Source organism: Facklamia sp. P13064, from assembly GCF_050409425.1.
Classification (GTDB): domain Bacteria; phylum Bacillota; class Bacilli; order Lactobacillales; family Aerococcaceae; genus Facklamia.
This window is the reverse complement of the sequence record NZ_JBNUPM010000023.1, coordinates 1-16531: the sequence shown is the minus strand read 5'-3', so window position 1 is coordinate 16531 and position 16531 is coordinate 1. Positions and strand designations below refer to the sequence as shown.

11 protein-coding genes are annotated in these 16531 nt (G+C 37.3%); 8 read left to right on the top strand and 3 right to left on the bottom strand.

Going from position 1 to position 16531, the window contains the following annotated elements; genetic code table 11:
• The 3 genes from ACQV2S_RS08035 to ACQV2S_RS08025 form a co-directional block, all read left to right on the top strand.
• Positions 1–416 (top strand): LPXTG cell wall anchor domain-containing protein (locus ACQV2S_RS08035; RefSeq protein WP_428876582.1); only part of this gene is annotated, 416 nt, incomplete at its 5' end.
• A gap of 939 nt (positions 417–1355) precedes the next feature.
• Positions 1356–2357, top strand: a complete 1002-nt coding sequence (locus ACQV2S_RS08030) for a hypothetical protein (RefSeq protein ID WP_428874544.1) — start codon at positions 1356–1358, stop codon at positions 2355–2357.
• Between the two features lie 21 nt (positions 2358–2378).
• Complete coding sequence (locus ACQV2S_RS08025) at positions 2379–3485, top strand: hypothetical protein (protein ID WP_428885336.1); 1107 nt, start codon at positions 2379–2381, stop codon at positions 3483–3485.
• A 56-nt stretch (positions 3486–3541) separates the two neighbouring features.
• Here the strand turns inward: ACQV2S_RS08025 and ACQV2S_RS08020 are convergent, their stop codons facing one another.
• Complete coding sequence (locus tag ACQV2S_RS08020; protein ID WP_428885334.1) at positions 3542–4165, bottom strand: thioredoxin family protein; 624 nt, start codon at positions 4163–4165, stop codon at positions 3542–3544.
• 147 nt (positions 4166–4312) lie between these two features.
• Between ACQV2S_RS08020 and ACQV2S_RS08015 the strand changes: the two genes are divergently transcribed.
• The 5 genes from ACQV2S_RS08015 to rpoC all read left to right on the top strand — a co-directional run bounded on the left by ACQV2S_RS08015 (position 4313) and on the right by rpoC (position 14705).
• Positions 4313–4933 carry a class I SAM-dependent methyltransferase gene (locus ACQV2S_RS08015; protein ID WP_428876580.1) on the top strand — a complete coding sequence of 207 codons (621 nt, stop codon included), beginning with the start codon at positions 4313–4315 and terminating at the stop codon, positions 4931–4933.
• 48 nt (positions 4934–4981) lie between these two features.
• Positions 4982–6328, top strand: a complete 1347-nt coding sequence (locus ACQV2S_RS08010; RefSeq protein WP_428885333.1) for a TrkH family potassium uptake protein — start codon at positions 4982–4984, stop codon at positions 6326–6328.
• Between the two features lie 16 nt (positions 6329–6344).
• Entirely contained in the window at positions 6345–7010 is a 666-nt protein-coding gene (locus ACQV2S_RS08005; protein WP_428874503.1) for a potassium channel family protein, read from the top strand.
• 370 nt (positions 7011–7380) lie between these two features.
• Positions 7381–10989 carry a DNA-directed RNA polymerase subunit beta gene (rpoB, locus tag ACQV2S_RS08000; RefSeq protein ID WP_428874502.1) on the top strand — a complete coding sequence of 1203 codons (3609 nt, stop codon included), beginning with the start codon at positions 7381–7383 and terminating at the stop codon, positions 10987–10989.
• Between the two features lie 89 nt (positions 10990–11078).
• Positions 11079–14705, top strand: a complete 3627-nt coding sequence (rpoC, locus tag ACQV2S_RS07995; RefSeq protein ID WP_428874501.1) for a DNA-directed RNA polymerase subunit beta' — start codon at positions 11079–11081, stop codon at positions 14703–14705.
• 320 nt (positions 14706–15025) lie between these two features.
• Here rpoC and ACQV2S_RS07990 read toward each other — a convergent pair whose 3' ends face one another.
• Complete coding sequence (locus ACQV2S_RS07990) at positions 15026–15169, bottom strand: hypothetical protein (RefSeq protein WP_428874500.1); 144 nt, start codon at positions 15167–15169, stop codon at positions 15026–15028.
• Between the two features lie 454 nt (positions 15170–15623).
• Positions 15624–16292: a prepilin peptidase gene (locus ACQV2S_RS07985; protein ID WP_428885331.1), complete on the bottom strand. Its 669-nt coding sequence runs from the start codon at positions 16290–16292 to the stop codon at positions 15624–15626.
• Between the last annotated feature and the right edge of the window lie 239 nt (positions 16293–16531).

The window sequence follows — 16531 nt, the reverse complement described above, 5'->3', positions numbered from 1 at the left end:
AATGGTCATATGATTTTGATACAATGACATTCATGGCAACAGATGAAAAAGCACCTAAATTATATACATTTAAATTAGTTCTAAAAACATCTGATACTAACATTACATCTGAATATGAAGCTGCATCTATGAAAGAAGCTGAAAAATACTTCCATGACTATGTTGCTCGCTTTGGTTTAGGTGAGTTAGTATGGTCATATGATGAAGAAACTATGACATTTATGGTAACTGAAAAACCTGCAGATGAAAAACCTGCAGATGAAAAACCAAAAAATCCAAAGCCAGTAGAAAATAAAAAAGAAAAATCTGAATTACCACAAACTGGTGAAGGTTCAACCTTCGCAATTTATGGTGCAGCAGCATTATCTGTATTAGCAGGATTAGGCTTAGTTGCTAAGAAACGTGAAGAAGCATAGTTAATTTAATAGCAGCTATTTAAAAGAGCAAGATAATTTTGCTCTCAGATTGAAGACAAACCCTATTTGAGTAACTCTCAAGGAAGGGTTTGTCTTTATTTGTCTTAAAAGTTTCCTGTAAAATAAAAAACCGAAGCCTTTCTAGCTCTTCATCTCTAGTATATTTGCCAATTTCTTCATGTTTAAACAAGTAAAAGTGAGCCCTGCTTTAAATTCCATCAAGCTTTTTCCAATAAAATGCGTCTATCGAAAGCCATGATGTTCTTTAGCAGTGCCGAATATTCTGTCAGCGGACTCTTTGGATTCTTTATAAAGAGCACGCATACCCTCTGAATACCTGATATCCTCACACCTTTCAAGGGCTTTTTGCCACACATGTCGGCTAATTACACATTTATTTTGATTGTTCTCCTGATCTTGACGAGAGGCTTTGTACTCTCGATAGCCTTTTTGATTAGTGGTCGTAGAATGATAGACCCCATTTTTTCATCTAAATAACAGTCATAGTATTCATCATAGATACACTCTCTATGCTCGGGTTTACTTCTTGGTCGCGTATAAGGAAAAACTGGTATGGTGGATTGGTTTAAAAGAAATTGAACGATGGTGGCCGTTTTATAGCTCGCCTCTGCAATGAGATGAGTGGGATTAAAAAGAGTAATCTTTTTAAATAGTAATCGAAATACTTGCGTATAGTGGGTATTTCTAGAGTAGACACTATAAGCTAATATCCACCCCCTTGCGATTGCAAGCTGTTTGAATAGTATAGGCAAAAACTTGCTTATGACCCCTTTATGAAACTACCTTGCATTCGGATTATTGGGACTGATTGTTTGGGACTTTGTTAAGGTCTCTTTTTTTATAAATTCAAAGTTTCCATTATTAAAAAAGGTATAAGACTGTTATAATGTAGCTAACAAATTTAGAGGAGTTCGGTTTATGCAAAAGAAAAAGAGTTTTTTTTATTGTTTGTTAATAGGGTTCCTGTTCAGTCTTTATACTTGTTCTAACTTGATGGTAGAAGCAACTTCTGATCCTTTCATTCCACGACCTGCCCTTCCGTCAGACTTAAAGAAAGTAGAGAAATCTACAAACTCTGATGACGAATCATCCGTTGGTGAGAATGAGGAAAGAGCATCTAATAAAGCAATGGAACAAGGTTTGTTTGAAACGGATATTGTTATTTATCCCCTTAATGAGTTTGAAAATCAAGAATCACTAGATAACTTTGCCAATTATGTAAAGAATGATGCAAGTCTGAATGATCAGATAATTTTAGAGGATGTCTCTGAAGAGAGTCGCTTTTTACTTTCAGCTAATTATCGTGACAGTGCTAAAGAAGATGGTCAACTGATTGTTTTATATTTTCCAGTCAATATTGCCGATCAAAGTCAAGCCCAAGAAGTCTTAGATAAACATCTATTATATTATCCTGATTTGTTTGAAAAAGGTGAATTGGCATCACAAGGTGATGGATATGATCTGGCTTTTGCTTTGAAAGTTAATGCCAACGCAGATGGCTTTGGTATAGATACAGCTAAGCAAGAAATTGAATACTATGATCAAAGAGAGCCTTATCAGTATGAATTAGAATCAAATGGTGATGACCCTTATCGTCAAGCCATTGAAGAACGTTTTCCTGGTGAATTCAGTTTTGAAAGTGTAGAAGAAAATGGCAAAACGTTAGTGACACTTCGCCAACTACCTTTATCTGAGCGGCAAGCGAGTGTAGAAAGTGATGATAACGGCTCAAACATGGCAGGAAATCTATTTTCTCAATTCAACACCAAAGTTGATGACTATTTAACACAGATAAACTTAAAGGAAAAGTTAATGAACCTAGGGATTTCTGAAGATAATGTTTCTATTGTAACTATAGGAGTTGCAGTTGTTTTATTCCTTTTAGGAATTGTCTTAATTGTTTTAGGTTTCCGTCGCTAAATAAGAAAGGAAGAAAATAGAATGAAGAATAAACTTATTAATCTTTTAGTAGTTACCGTTTTAACGTTTGGATGCGTGGGGACAATTTTTGCTCAGGATGACACTGAAAATAAGCCGGACACTGAGCAAACCCCACCCGCAAACGAAGGAAATCAGCCTGCACCACAGGAGTCTACGATTGCACCTAGTAAACCTCAAAATGAAACTACTACTAAGCCTAACAATGGTAGCGGTGAGTCTGAAGAGAAAGAAACAACTGTTGCTAACACTACAGTTGAAAGCCCAAAAGAAACAACTGTTCAAACTACAGAAACGACTGTAACAACGGTTGCTAGCCAGCCCCAACCTAATCCAAATCCTAGACCAATCCAGCCGTACATTCCAAGTCGTCCACAGCCTTCCAATCGACCAGAAGATATTGAAGTGATTGAGATACCAGAAACAAGTATTGAAATGGAAGAAGAGTCAGAAGTAGAAGAAGAGATTGACTTATTTGAGGGAGAATTCATTACTTTTAATGCTAATGTCTTCAAAGAAGAGTCAGAAGCGGATGATTTTATTCAATTGATTGAAGAAGATGAAGCGACAAAAGACCGCTTTATTGCTGAAAAAGAAATCATTGATGAAGACTTTATTTTGGTTCGAGTGACCTATGCAGAAGCTGTTGAAGAAAAAGGACGCTACATTTTATTCTATATTTCGAGTGAATTTGAAACAGAAGAAGCAGCGGAGGAATACTTAGAGAAGGAACTACTGATTTATCCGGATCTTTTTATTGCTGGAGAGATTATCAAAGTGGATGATAAATTCGATATCATTTTAGGAATTCGACCAGGAACTGAAACGCAGGCGGTAACTTACGATGAAGAAACCTTTGAAGTTCAATATGAAGCTGATCGTGAAGAATATCAATATATCGTTAAAGCTGATGAATTAACCGGTGAGTTTATCGATGAAATTCAAATGGCTGTGGAAGAGGCTTTCCCTGGTGAGTTTACATTCTCAGAAGAAGTAATATCTGATACTGAAAAAGAAGTGACCATGACTCCTCTTGAAATAGAAGAAGAATCAAGTGAAGAGATGGAAAGTTATTTAGAAGACTCAGAAGAAACAACGATGGAAAATTAGAGATTGGTTAAAAAATCGCCCTCAATTTAGATGAGGGCGATTTTTAAATAGCTTAATTAATTAAGCTTTAGAAGGAATTTTTCTAAGTCAGCCATTGAATTGGAGTTTTCCAATTTACTGTCTACTTTACCATCTTTAACAATGAGCAGTTGGGGAACCGTGGAAATTTCAAAGAAATTATCGACAATATCACGGAAATTATCATCCTCCATTCGCTCATCGGTATTATAATAATGATAATTTAGGTTCATTTCTTTAGCTAATTGATTTAACTTAGGTAGAAAAACACGACAATATGGACAAGAATCAAAACCTACATAGATTAGTTTGGCTTCATTTTTAGAATCTTCGATAACTGCTTCATAAGCAGTTTGACCTTCTATTTTAGAAAGGTTAGACATCTTTAAAGGGGCGATACTTACTTCACCGGCATATTTTTCAATCTTGTCTAGCTCTTTATAGACTTTTTCTTTCGTTTCTTTATCTAAGTTTAAAAGAATAAGGTCTTCCTTAAAAGAAACTTGACCATCTTCTCCAATGTAGTCGCTTTTTTCAATCTTGCTTTTTTGATTTGTGATTGAATTTTCTTGTTTGTCTATTTTAGAATCATTTAGTTGGCAAGCAGTTAGTAAGAAACAGACTGACATTAGTAGGAACAATTTTTTATTTAATAATTTCACTGTAAACTTCCTTTCTAAAAAGCTTAGTAATGGTTTAACTCTTATAGAAAATATTTAATTACTTAAGCATGATAATAATTAAATTATATCACTTTTTTAGCAATAATGTTAAGATATATGAGATCGATTCAAGCAAGGGGTGTATTTATGTCCGATCATTATTATAGTCAGCAACCACAAAGCAGTCATGATGAACGTTATATTGAAGCACAGCTTTTTCACCAAAGTTATCAGTTTTCTACCGATGCGGGAGTTTTTTCCAAAGGTAGAGTGGACTTTGGTTCGCGCCTCTTGATAGAAAATTTTTTAAAGCTTAATCAAAGTATAAATTCCGGCCAACTATTGGAGTTAGGCTCAGGTTATGGGCCAATTTCGGTTGCTATTGCTGATCAATCGCAGTCACTTCAAGTGTTGGGTTTGGAAGTTAATCAGCGAGCCTTGGCATTAGCTAAGGAAAATATGCGGTTGAATCGAGTGACAAATCTGGATTTTATACAAGCAGATGTTGTCACTCATAATTTCGAGCCAATTTATGATTATGTTTTAACTAATCCACCTATTCGAGCTGGTAAGACTATTGTTCAGCAATTTGTGACCCAAGCCTATCAAGCACTAAAAGAGGAAGGACAGTTATGGCTGGTTATCCAGAAAAAACAAGGGGCACCCAGTATGAAAAAGTTTATGGAAGAAACATTTGGTAATGTCAGTGAAATCGATCGCTCTAAAGGCTATTGGATTTTACAATCCATCAAGTTGTTTCAAGATTAAACACATTGGTTTTAAAAAGTCATTATTGATTAGAGGGGAAGCGTTTATTTGGTCGATAAAGTTAAAAATTATGTTACTCAGATTTCAGCTCCTATTTATATTGTGCTGACGTTTGTCGTGATTTCCTTTATTGGAGGAATACTATTAGCCACTCCTTTAGCTAGTCGATCAGGTGAATGGACGAAGCTAATTGATGCTTGGTTTACAGCTGTTTCAGCTGTTTGTGTAACGGGAAATGTAACAGTTAACACTACAGACCATTGGAATTATTTTGGACGAACGATTATTCTAGTTTTAATTGAAATTGGTGGACTTGGATTTATGACCTTATGGGTTACCGTTTTTATCTATATGGGCAAGCAAATAAATCTAAGACTGCATAAAGTTTTACTTGAATCTTTAAATATCTCCGATATTTCTGAAGTTAGAAATCTTTTGAGCTATATCATTCAATTCTCTTTGATTGTACAGATTATTGGGGCGGCTTTATTAGGAATTGACTTTATTCCACGCTTTGGCTGGTTAAAAGGAACTTATTATGCCATCTTTCATAGTGTGTCCGCCTTTTGTAATGCCGGTTTTGATTTGTTGGGAGATTCTATGATTGGTTTTCAAGACAATCCTTTAGTTCTCCTAACTTGTATGGGTTTGATTATCATTGGTGGATTAGGTTTCATTGTTTGGCGAGATTTGCTAACCTTTTATCGCAATCGTAAATTATTGTGGCATACTAAAATAGTTTTGACTACAACGGCTATTTTACTCCTTTTAGGAACAGTATTATTCGCTCTAACTGAACAACCTAGTCCTTTGTTTAAGGACCAACCCTTCTTTATTAGACTTGTAAACTATCTTTTTCTAGCGGTGACACCACGAACCGCTGGCTTTTCGAATGTGGACTATACCGCTTTATCATCTGCCGGTATTTTCTTAACCATTGTCTTAATGTTTCTAGGCGCTTCTTCGGGATCCACTGGGGGTGGGGTTAAGACCACTACTTTAGCAAGTCTTTTAATTTTTTCTTCTTCAGCTATTCGTCGTAGAGGATCGGTTATCTTTAAGCGTACCATCCCTGAAGGAGCTATTTTGAAGGCCATCTTTATTTTAATTTCAGGCTTAAGCCTAATTACCTTTGTCACCATGATCTTGTTAATAACAGAAACAATTCCTCCAGGATTCGGCATCGAATATGTAGTAGTAGAAGTTGTCTCTTGCTTTTCAACAGTTGGTTTAAGTATGGGTTTAACCCCTAATTTAACTGGTATTGGTAAAACCGTTTTAATTTTTATGATGTTTATTGGTCGAATCGGGTTGTTAACTATTTTTTGGTCAGCGAGTATGGGAAGAAAGCCATCAAAGATTAAATACCCGCATGGTAACTTGATGATAGGATAGAAAGGGAGAAACTTTCATGAAAAAAGAAATCACAGCAGTTTTAGGTCTCGGATTATTCGGAACATCCTTAGCCAAAACTTTAGCGGAAAACCACAAGCAAGTAATCGTGATTGATCGCGATATGGAGCTAGTTGAAGCTATTGCTAGTAAGGTGGAAGTAGCTGTACAAGGTGACTTTACCAAGTATGAAGTATTAAAAGAAGCCGGAGTTGGTGAAGCACAAATGGCAATTATTGCCTCCTCTTCAAAGTTTGATAATACGATTACTACCTTATTATCTTTGCAAAAGTTAGAAGTACCGACCATTATCGCAAAAACGCGCAAAGAAGAGTATAAAGAAGTGCTTTTGAAATTAGGCGTTGATCGCGTTATTTTACCCGAAACAGATATGGGGATTCGGATTGGTAATGAACTGACCAATGATTCGGTACTCGATTTAATTCAATTAGACGCTCAGAGCCACATTGTTGAATTTACCGCTCGTAAGAATTGGATAGGGAAGACGATTGAAGAAATAAATTTTAGAAGCCGTTATGATATTAATTTGATTGCGATTAAGTCTCGTATTGAAGAAGGATTTGATATTAATGTCAATCCAGACTTTATTATTGAAGAAAGCGACCTCTTTGTCGGCTTAACCAACACCAATAATGCGAAAGTTTTATTAGAAAAAGAAATTTAAGATTTTATATTTATAAGACCACTTGCTAATTTAATTCGAGTGGTCTTTTGCTTTTAAAGTCTGAGAAAGAAAGTCTTGACTTTGATAAAAAATAAGTGTAATATTGAATAACGCATAGCGTGAACATTGAATTCAAAATGGCACCGAAATATTGTCCGGTCGGCGATTTTGGCAGAGTAAACAAAAGATTGAGGAAGCTTAGGCGATTAAAATCAATTCTTTTGTCTTTTTTTTGCCCTTAAAAAGGACAAAAAGCATTTTGTTATCAAATTATAATATTTGTAAACATATTGTAATCTGCCGGTCGATAGTTAAAGCAAGCCCAGAAGAATCACCATTCGCTACGTAATATTAAAGAGGGGTGAATTGTTTGAGTCAGCATCATATCGTGAAATATGGTAAAAAAGCAGAACGTCGTAGTTATGCACGAATTGATGAGGTTTTGGAATTACCAAACTTGATTGAAATCCAAACCGATTCCTATCAATGGTTTTTAGAAGAAGGATTAAAGACCATGTTCCAAGATATCTCGCCAATCGTCGATCATACAGAAAATTTAGAACTTTATTTCCATGATTACTCATTTCAAGAGGCTAAATATACAGTAGAGGAAGCTCGTTCCCACGATGCCAACTACTCTAAACCAATCTATGTTAATTTGCGCTTAGTTAATAAGGAATCTGGTGAAGTAAAAGAACAAGAAGTATTCTTTGGCGATTTCCCAATTATGACGGATATGGGAACCTTCATCATTAATGGGGCAGAACGTGTTATTGTTTCACAATTAGTACGTTCTCCAGGTGTCTACTTCCATGATAAAGTAGACAAAAAATCAAGACATACTTTTGCTTCAACCGTTATTCCTAATCGAGGAGCTTGGCTAGAATTTGAAACGGATGCTAAAGGAATTGCCTATGTCAGAATTGACCGGACACGTAAATTGCCAATTACAGCCTTAATTCGTGCACTTGGTTTTGGCGAAGATGACGAGATTGTTGAAATCTTATCTGAAACCACCCTATTGAATGACACTTTAGCTAAAGATGTCCATAAAAACATTTCTGACTCCCGTGCTGAAGAAGCCTTGAAAGATATTTATGAACGCCTACGTCCTGGTGAGCCGAAAACAGCAGATTCTTCACGTAACTTATTAACGGCTCGTTTCTTTGATCCAAGACGTTATGATTTAGCGCCAGTTGGACGTTATAAGATTAATAAAAAACTCCACTTAAAGCACCGTCTTTTAGGAATGACACTCGCAGAAACTTTGGCAGACCCAGAAACAGGAGAAGTACTCTTCACAGAAGGAACTGAACTTTCTGCAGGAGATATTGAACGTTTAATCCCTTACTTAGATAATGGTTTGAATGTTTATACTTATACTCCTTCACCAGATGGTGTGATTGGTGAACCGATTGACTTGCAAGTGGTCAAAGTATACTCCCCTCTTGATTCGGACCGTGTGATTAACATTGTCGGTAACGCTAATCTTGAAGGAGTGCATCACTTAACCCCAGCAGATATTATCGCGTCAATGAACTACTATTTATTATTAAATGAACAAGTAGGCTCAACAGATGATATTGATCATTTGGGCAACCGTCGTATTCGTTCAGTCGGTGAATTACTGCAAAATCAATTCCGTATTGGCTTATCGCGTATGGAAAGAGTAGTCCGTGAAAGAATGTCCTTACAAGATATTTCAACAATGACACCGCAACAGTTAATTAATATTCGTCCAGTTGTAGCGGCTATTAAAGAGTTCTTTGGCTCTTCTCAATTATCACAATTTATGGATCAAACCAATCCATTGGGTGAATTGACTCACAAGCGTCGTCTTTCTGCCTTAGGACCGGGAGGGTTAACACGTGATCGCGCTGGTTATGAAGTGCGTGACGTTCACTACTCTCACTACGGTCGTATGTGTCCAATTGAAACACCAGAAGGTCCAAACATTGGATTAATTAACTCCTTATCTTCATATGCAAAAATAAACCGTTATGGTTTCATTGAAACACCTTATCGTAAAGTGGATAAGGCTAACAAGACCGTTACAGAAGAAATTGCGTATTTATCAGCAGATGAGGAAGATTTATACATCATTGCTCAAGCTAACTCTCGTTTAAATGAAGATGGTACTTTTGAAAATGACACGGTTATGGCTCGTTATAAAGACCAAAACTTAGAGGTCAAAACTAACACAGTCGATTTTATGGATGTTTCACCAAAACAAGTGGTTGCAGTAGCAACGGCATCGATTCCTTTCTTAGAAAACGATGACTCCAACCGTGCTTTAATGGGAGCTAACATGCAACGTCAAGCAGTTCCTTTAATTCGTCCCAAAGCACCGATTATCGGAACAGGTATTGAGTATAAAGCTGCTCACGACTCGGGTGCGGCATTGATTTGCCGACGTCCAGGTCGAGTAACCTATGTGGATGCTGAACGTATTCGTGTGCAATTAGAAGATGGTTCCGTTGATGAATACCGCTTAACTAAATTTGCACGTTCCAATGCGGGAACATGTTACAACCAACGTCCAATTGTTGTTGTTGGAGATCAAGTTGATGCTAATGAAATTTTAGCAGATGGATCTTCGATGGAAAACGGTGAAATGGCCTTAGGTCAAAACCCATTGGTAGCCTTTATGACTTGGGATGGTTATAACTACGAGGATGCCATCATCATGTCTGAACGTCTAGTTAAAGACGATGTCTATACCTCTATTCATATTGAAGAATATGAATCAGAATCACGTGATACTAAGTTAGGACCAGAAGAAATTACGCGCGAAATCCCTAATGTTAGTGAGGAATCCCTCAAATATTTAGATAAAGATGGAATTATTATGGTCGGTGCGGAAGTACGCGATGGAGATATTCTAGTCGGAAAAGTCACACCAAAAGGTGTGACTGAATTGACAGCAGAAGAACGCCTCTTACACGCTATTTTTGGTGAAAAAGCACGTGAAGTTCGTGACACTTCCTTAAGAGTTCCCCATGGTGGTGGTGGAATTGTGCACGATGTTAAGGTATTCACTCGTGAAAATGGCGACGAGCTTTCACCAGGAGTGAATAAATTGGTTCGTGTTTATATTGTTCAAAAACGTAAAATTCAAGTCGGTGATAAGATGGCTGGACGTCATGGAAATAAAGGGGTTGTCTCTTTAATCATGCCGGAAGAAGATATGCCATTTATGCCTGATGGGACACCAGTTGATATTATGTTAAACCCATTAGGGGTGCCTTCAAGGATGAATATTGGACAGGTCTTTGAATTACATTTAGGAATGGCCGGACGTCAATTAGGCATTAATTTTGCTACACCTGTCTTTGATGGGGCGAATGAAGAAGAGGTTTGGGAAACAGTTAGAGAAGCCGGATTAGAACCGGATGCTAAGACAACTCTATATGACGGTCGTACTGGAGAACCATTTGACCGAAAAGTTTCAGTCGGTGTCATGTATATGTTGAAACTCGCACACATGGTCGATGACAAGCTGCATGCACGCTCAACGGGCCCATATTCATTAGTAACCCAACAACCGCTCGGAGGCAAAGCACAGTTTGGTGGACAACGTTTTGGCGAGATGGAAGTTTGGGCCTTAGAAGCCTATGGTGCAGCTTATACCTTACAAGAAATCTTGACTTATAAATCAGATGATGTAGTAGGTCGTGTGAAGACATACGAAGCCATTGTCAAAGGAGAAGCTATTCCCAAACCTGGTGTACCAGAATCCTTCCGTGTATTAGTTAAAGAACTACAAGCTTTAGGATTGGACTTGAAAGTCTTGGACGCTGAAGATAAAGAAATTGAACTATTGGATGATGACGATGAAGATGATGTAATTAACTTTAATGCGCTTGAGAAGTATAAAGAAGATCAAAAAGCCGCTGAAGAAAAGAGCGTCGTTCAAACAAGTGAAACTAATGAAAGTTCAGCCTCAATTACTAGTGGAGATACAACTAAAGAGGACTAGTAATGTCTAAATGCCTTGGAGCCATTGGAGAAAAGGCACTCCATTAATTGGTGGAAACACCAGCTTAAATCAAGAAGGAGGTCGGCCCCTTGATAGATGTTAATAAATTTGATTCCATGAAAATCGGTCTCGCATCCCCAGAAAAAATTCGTTCATGGTCTTATGGGGAAGTCAAAAAACCAGAAACCATCAACTATCGAACTTTAAAACCCGAAAAAGATGGACTCTTTTGCGAGCGTATTTTTGGTCCTACCAAGGATTGGGAATGTTCTTGTGGGAAGTTAAAACGTGTTCGCTATAAAGGTCGCGTATGTGACCGTTGTGGCGTGGAAGTGACTCGCGCTAAAGTTCGTCGTGAAAGAATGGGGCATATAGAATTAGCAGCCCCAGTTACTCATGTGTGGTATTTCAAAGGGATTCCAAGCCGTATCGGCTTGATCCTTGACATGAGCCCAAGACTATTAGAAGAAGTGATTTATTTTGCTTCTTACATAGTTATTGATCCAGGCGATACGGGTCTAGAATATAAATCATTACTCACTGAGACAGAGTATCGTGAGAAAAAACGTGAGTTCGGCAACCGTTTTTATGCCAAAATGGGTGCAGAAGCGATTAAAGAACTCCTACATGCAGTTGATGTAGATGCTGAGATCAGTGGTTTACGAGAAGAGCTTAAAACGTTGACTGGACAAAAAAGAACGCGAGCGATTCGTCGTTTAGATATCTTGGATTCTTTCCAAGAATCAGGAAATAAACCAGAATGGATGGTTATGGATGTTTTGCCAGTTATACCACCTGATTTAAGACCGATGGTTCAGTTGGAAGGAGGACGCTTTGCAACTTCTGACTTAAATGATCTTTACCGTCGAGTGATTAATCGTAACAATCGTTTGAAACGCCTTTTAGATTTAGGTGCACCAAATATTATTGTGCAAAACGAAAAACGAATGTTACAAGAGGCAGTAGATGCTTTGATTGATAATGGTCGTCGTGGACGTGCTGTTACTGGTCCTGGTAATCGTCCATTAAAATCTCTTTCTCACATGCTTAAAGGTAAACAAGGACGTTTTCGTCAAAATCTTTTAGGAAAACGTGTGGACTATTCTGGTCGTTCGGTTATCGTTGTTGGACCGTCTTTAAAAATGTACCAATGTGGTATACCAAAAGAAATGGCCATCGAACTATTTAAACCGTTCGTAATGAAAGAATTAGTAGAACGCGAAATAGCTAGCAACGTAAAAAATGCTAAACGTATGATTGAAGTTCAACATGATGCGATTTGGCCTGTTATTGAAGATGTTATTAAGGAACACCCCGTACTACTTAACCGAGCACCTACTCTTCACCGATTAGGTATTCAAGCTTTTGAACCGGTTTTAATTGAAGGGAAAGCAATTCGTCTACACCCATTAGTATGTAACGCTTATAACGCTGACTTTGATGGGGATCAAATGGCAGTTCACGTACCGTTATCTGAAGAAGCTCAAGCTGAAGCCCGTCTGTTAATGTTAGGTGCACAAAACATCCTAAGTCCTAAGGACGGTAAGCCAGTTGCAACACCTTCACAGGACATGGTGCTTGGTAATTATTATTTAACAATTGAAGAACCGGGACGTGTGGGCGAAGGAATGATTCTAAGCTCCATTTCAGAAGCGGAGATTGCATATCAAAATGGCTATGTGCATTTACATACCCGTGTAGCGATTCCTGCTAAGTCTTTCACTAATAAAACTTTCACTGACTGGCAAAGAGAACGTTTAATGGTTACAACTATTGGTAAATTATTCTTTAACGAAATCATGCCAGATGAATTCCCATATTTAAATGAGCCATCAAATGAGAACCTAACGCAACAAACACCTGATAAGTATTTCTTGGAACCAGGTGTAAACGTTAAAGAAGCTATTGAACAGATGGAGCCTGTGTCACCGTTTAAGAAAAAAGATTTTGGTAATATTATTGCTGAAGTCTTTAAACATTATCATATTACTCAAACATCAATTATGCTAGATAAGATGAAAGATTTGGGTTATAAATATTCTACGCAATCAGGTATCACCGTAGGGGTAGCGGATGTTCTCAGTTTAGATAGTAAAGCAGAAATCTTAGAGAAAGCTCATGCTAAAGTTGATGAGATTACTCGAATGAGACGACGCGGACTTCTAACTGAAGACGAGCGCTATGAAAATGTTATTCGTACATGGGAAAAAGCCAAAGATCAGATTCAAAAGGATCTACAAAAGAGCTTGCCACGTCTAAACCCCATCTTTATGATGTCTGACTCTGGTGCCCGTGGTAATATTTCTAACTTTACCCAGCTAGCCGGAATGCGTGGGAATATGGCGGCTCCTTCTGGGAAAATTATCGAATTACCAATTACATCCAACTTCCGTGAAGGCTTAAACGTTATGGAAATGTTTATCTCCACTCACGGAGCGCGTAAAGGGATGACCGATACGGCCTTGAAGACCGCTGACTCAGGTTATTTAACACGTCGATTAGTTGATGTCGCTCAAGATGTCATTATCCGTGAGGAAGATTGTGGAACAGACCGTGGAGTTGAAATTCGTGAAATTGCCGATGGTAATTCGGTTATTGAGTCCCTAGAAGAACGTTTACAAGGACGTTATGCACATAAATCAGTCATTCATCCAGAAACTGGAGAAGAAATTGTTAAGGCTCAAGAATTGATTACAGATGAGAAGGCTGCAGAAATTATTAAAGCAGGTATTGAAGCTGTAACTATTCGTTCAGTCTTTACATGTAATACTGACCATGGTGTATGTAAACATTGCTATGGACGCAACTTAGCGACTGGATCAGAAGTAGAAGTTGGAGAAGCAGTAGGTACAATCGCTGCTCAATCTATCGGTGAGCCTGGTACTCAGTTAACCATGCGTACCTTCCATACGGGAGGGGTTGCCGGTGGTGGTGATATTACTCAAGGTTTACCACGTATTCAAGAAATTTTTGAAGCGCGTGTTCCAAAAGGACAAGCAACCATTACGGAAGTTGCCGGAGTTGTTACTTCGATTGAAGAAAAATCAAGCGAGCGGTTGAAAGAAATTACCGTTACAGGAGTTACGGATAACCGCACTTATAAAGTGGCTTATGCTGCTCGCCTTAAAGTCAATGAAGGCGATCGTGTAGAACGTGGTCAAGCCTTAACAGAAGGATCAATCGATCCCAAAGAATTATTAGCAGTTACTGACGTCTTAACGGTCCAAAAATACATTATGCGCGAAGTTCAAGCCGTATATCGTGGCCAAGGGGTAGAAATTGGTGATAAACACGTTGAGGTGATGGCTCGTCAAATGTTACGTAAAGTTCGTGTAATGGACCCTGCTTCTACATCTATTTTACCAGGGGCCTTAATGGATATCGCAGACTTTGCTAAGGCTAATAAAGACACCATTACAAGCGGGGAAACACCAGCTACGGCTCGACCCGTCTTACTTGGAATTACTAAAGCTGCTCTTGAGACAAAATCATTTATCTCAGCTGCTTCCTTCCAAGAGACAACACGTGTCTTGACCGATGCGGCTATTCGTGGAGACCGTGACTACTTAATTGGTCTAAAAGAAAACGTCATTATTGGTAAATTAATCCCAGCTGGTACTGGAATGAACAGCTACCGTGATTTGGAAATCCAAACCACTCAAGATACTATTCCTATGCCAACTGAGATAACAGAGGAACCACAGCAAATGAAATAAACAAAATAGATTAAACCCTTCAATTATTGAACTGCTCCCCCAAAAGTAAAACTATTTTAGGGGGAGTTTTTCATAATTGAAGGGTATTTTTATATGATATATTGCAATAATTATTACGACACTTCTGTTAACAAATTCAATTCCTCAATATAACGTTCAAAGGGTGCTTCAAACGCTAGACATTTCCTTGGTCTAGCGTTTACTTTATAGATAGCTTTAAACAAGTCTTGATCCTTTAGCTGTGCGAAATCCGTTTTCTTAGGAAAGAATTCCCTTAGCAAGCCATTGCTGCCTTCATTGGTGCCTCTTTGCCATGCACTCTAGGCATCGGCAAAGTAAAAACCTATCCCTAACTTACTCTCTACTACGTCATAGCAAGCGAATTCTTTTCCTCTATCGGATGTGAATGTTTTAAAGGCTCCTTGTGGTAAGGATTTTGTTAATTGATAAAGCGCTTCTAACATAGATTGTTTACTTCTGTCTGGTGTTTTTATCGCAAAATAGGTACGAGTCTTCCTTTCTGCAAAAGTAGCTAAACATCCTTTGCTTTTTCCTCAAGAAGATACTAGAATATCAAGTTGTCAGTGTCTAAATTCAGTGCGCTTCTTCACCACTTTGGGTCTTTTCTAAACAGAAGTGTTGATATCAAATCTTTCTCTTCTTTCTTTCGTTTTTTTAGAGTGACCTTTTCTCCTTAACACCTGCAAGGAAACGGATAAAGTCTCCTTATATATCCAATTATAGAATGTCTTAAAGGAGAAGGTATTTGGGAAAAGTCTTACTTCTATCATCCGTGGTAATATATAGGGCTCATAACAATCTCTTTCATGTGTATGTTTTATAGTAATGACATTTTACATGAATTAAATTTGTTATGAGTTTTATTTTTACTCGTGTTGCATTAAATTTTACAATGCATCATGTCAAAACATAACTAGTTATAAAAGAAAATATTAAAAAAGGGATAAATGGAATTATTTTACTTTTAGAAAGATAACAATACAAAAGTCCAAGTGAAGCTGCTAAAAATAAAAAGTAAGGAATAGAGCTTAGGGGAATAAACAATAGAGAAATACAGATGAATTTTAAATCGGCACCTCCCATCCAAGACTGTTCTGTTCTTATAAGAATAAAGCTGATAAGACAGAAAATAAGAAAATACTGAAAGGGAATAATATTATATGAATAATTATAGAGTAATCCGAGCGTCAAAAAAGAAAGTTGTAGAAAATCAGGAACCCACTGATCAAGTATATCCATGAAGGTCATGAATAGAAAGATAAGTAATAAAATCAGATTAAAAAAAGAAAAAGCAGTGAATAGAAAAAAGAAGAAAGAGCAGAGTCCACCAAACAATTCAAAGTAAAAGTGATTGACACTTATTTTCCGACAGCAAAAAAAACAATGCCCCTTCAGTAATAAATATGAAAACAAAGGAAATAACTGCCAAAAGTAGAGTTTGTGCTGACAATGATCACAAGAAGATCGTGCTTTCCAACTAAAGCTTTTATTTATAATGGAATAAGAAAGATAGTAAACAAAACTCGCTATACAAGATCCAATATAAAAGTACAGTATATGAGTCATCATTAACTCCTTTTATAAGTTATAGGCTTAAATACACGTAAAAAAGAAAAAAAGTGCTAAAAATATTGACACAAATTAAAAAAGATAGTAAAATGTAATTCCTGCTAGCGAATATCTTTTAAAAAAGCAGATATTTAGAAGAAAATTCAAAAAATCTTTAAAAAGGTTTGACAAAAAGTCTAAACCATGCTAGTATATAGAAGTTGTCACTTATGGCAGCGAAGCTCATTGAAAACTGA

What these genes read in the sequence shown, in the direction of transcription:
- ACQV2S_RS08005 (WP_428874503.1), top strand. Translation starts at nt 6,345, where the DNA reads ATGAAAAAAGAAATCACAGCAGTTTTAGGTCTCGGATTATTCGGAACA.
- ACQV2S_RS08030 (WP_428874544.1), top strand. Translation starts at nt 1,356, where the DNA reads ATGCAAAAGAAAAAGAGTTTTTTTTATTGTTTGTTAATAGGGTTCCTG.
- ACQV2S_RS08015 (WP_428876580.1), top strand. Translation starts at nt 4,313, where the DNA reads ATGTCCGATCATTATTATAGTCAGCAACCACAAAGCAGTCATGATGAA.
- ACQV2S_RS07990 (WP_428874500.1), bottom strand. Translation starts at nt 15,169, where the DNA reads ATGTTAGAAGCGCTTTATCAATTAACAAAATCCTTACCACAAGGAGCC.
- ACQV2S_RS08025 (WP_428885336.1), top strand. Translation starts at nt 2,379, where the DNA reads ATGAAGAATAAACTTATTAATCTTTTAGTAGTTACCGTTTTAACGTTT.
- ACQV2S_RS07985 (WP_428885331.1), bottom strand. Translation starts at nt 16,292, where the DNA reads ATGACTCATATACTGTACTTTTATATTGGATCTTGTATAGCGAGTTTT.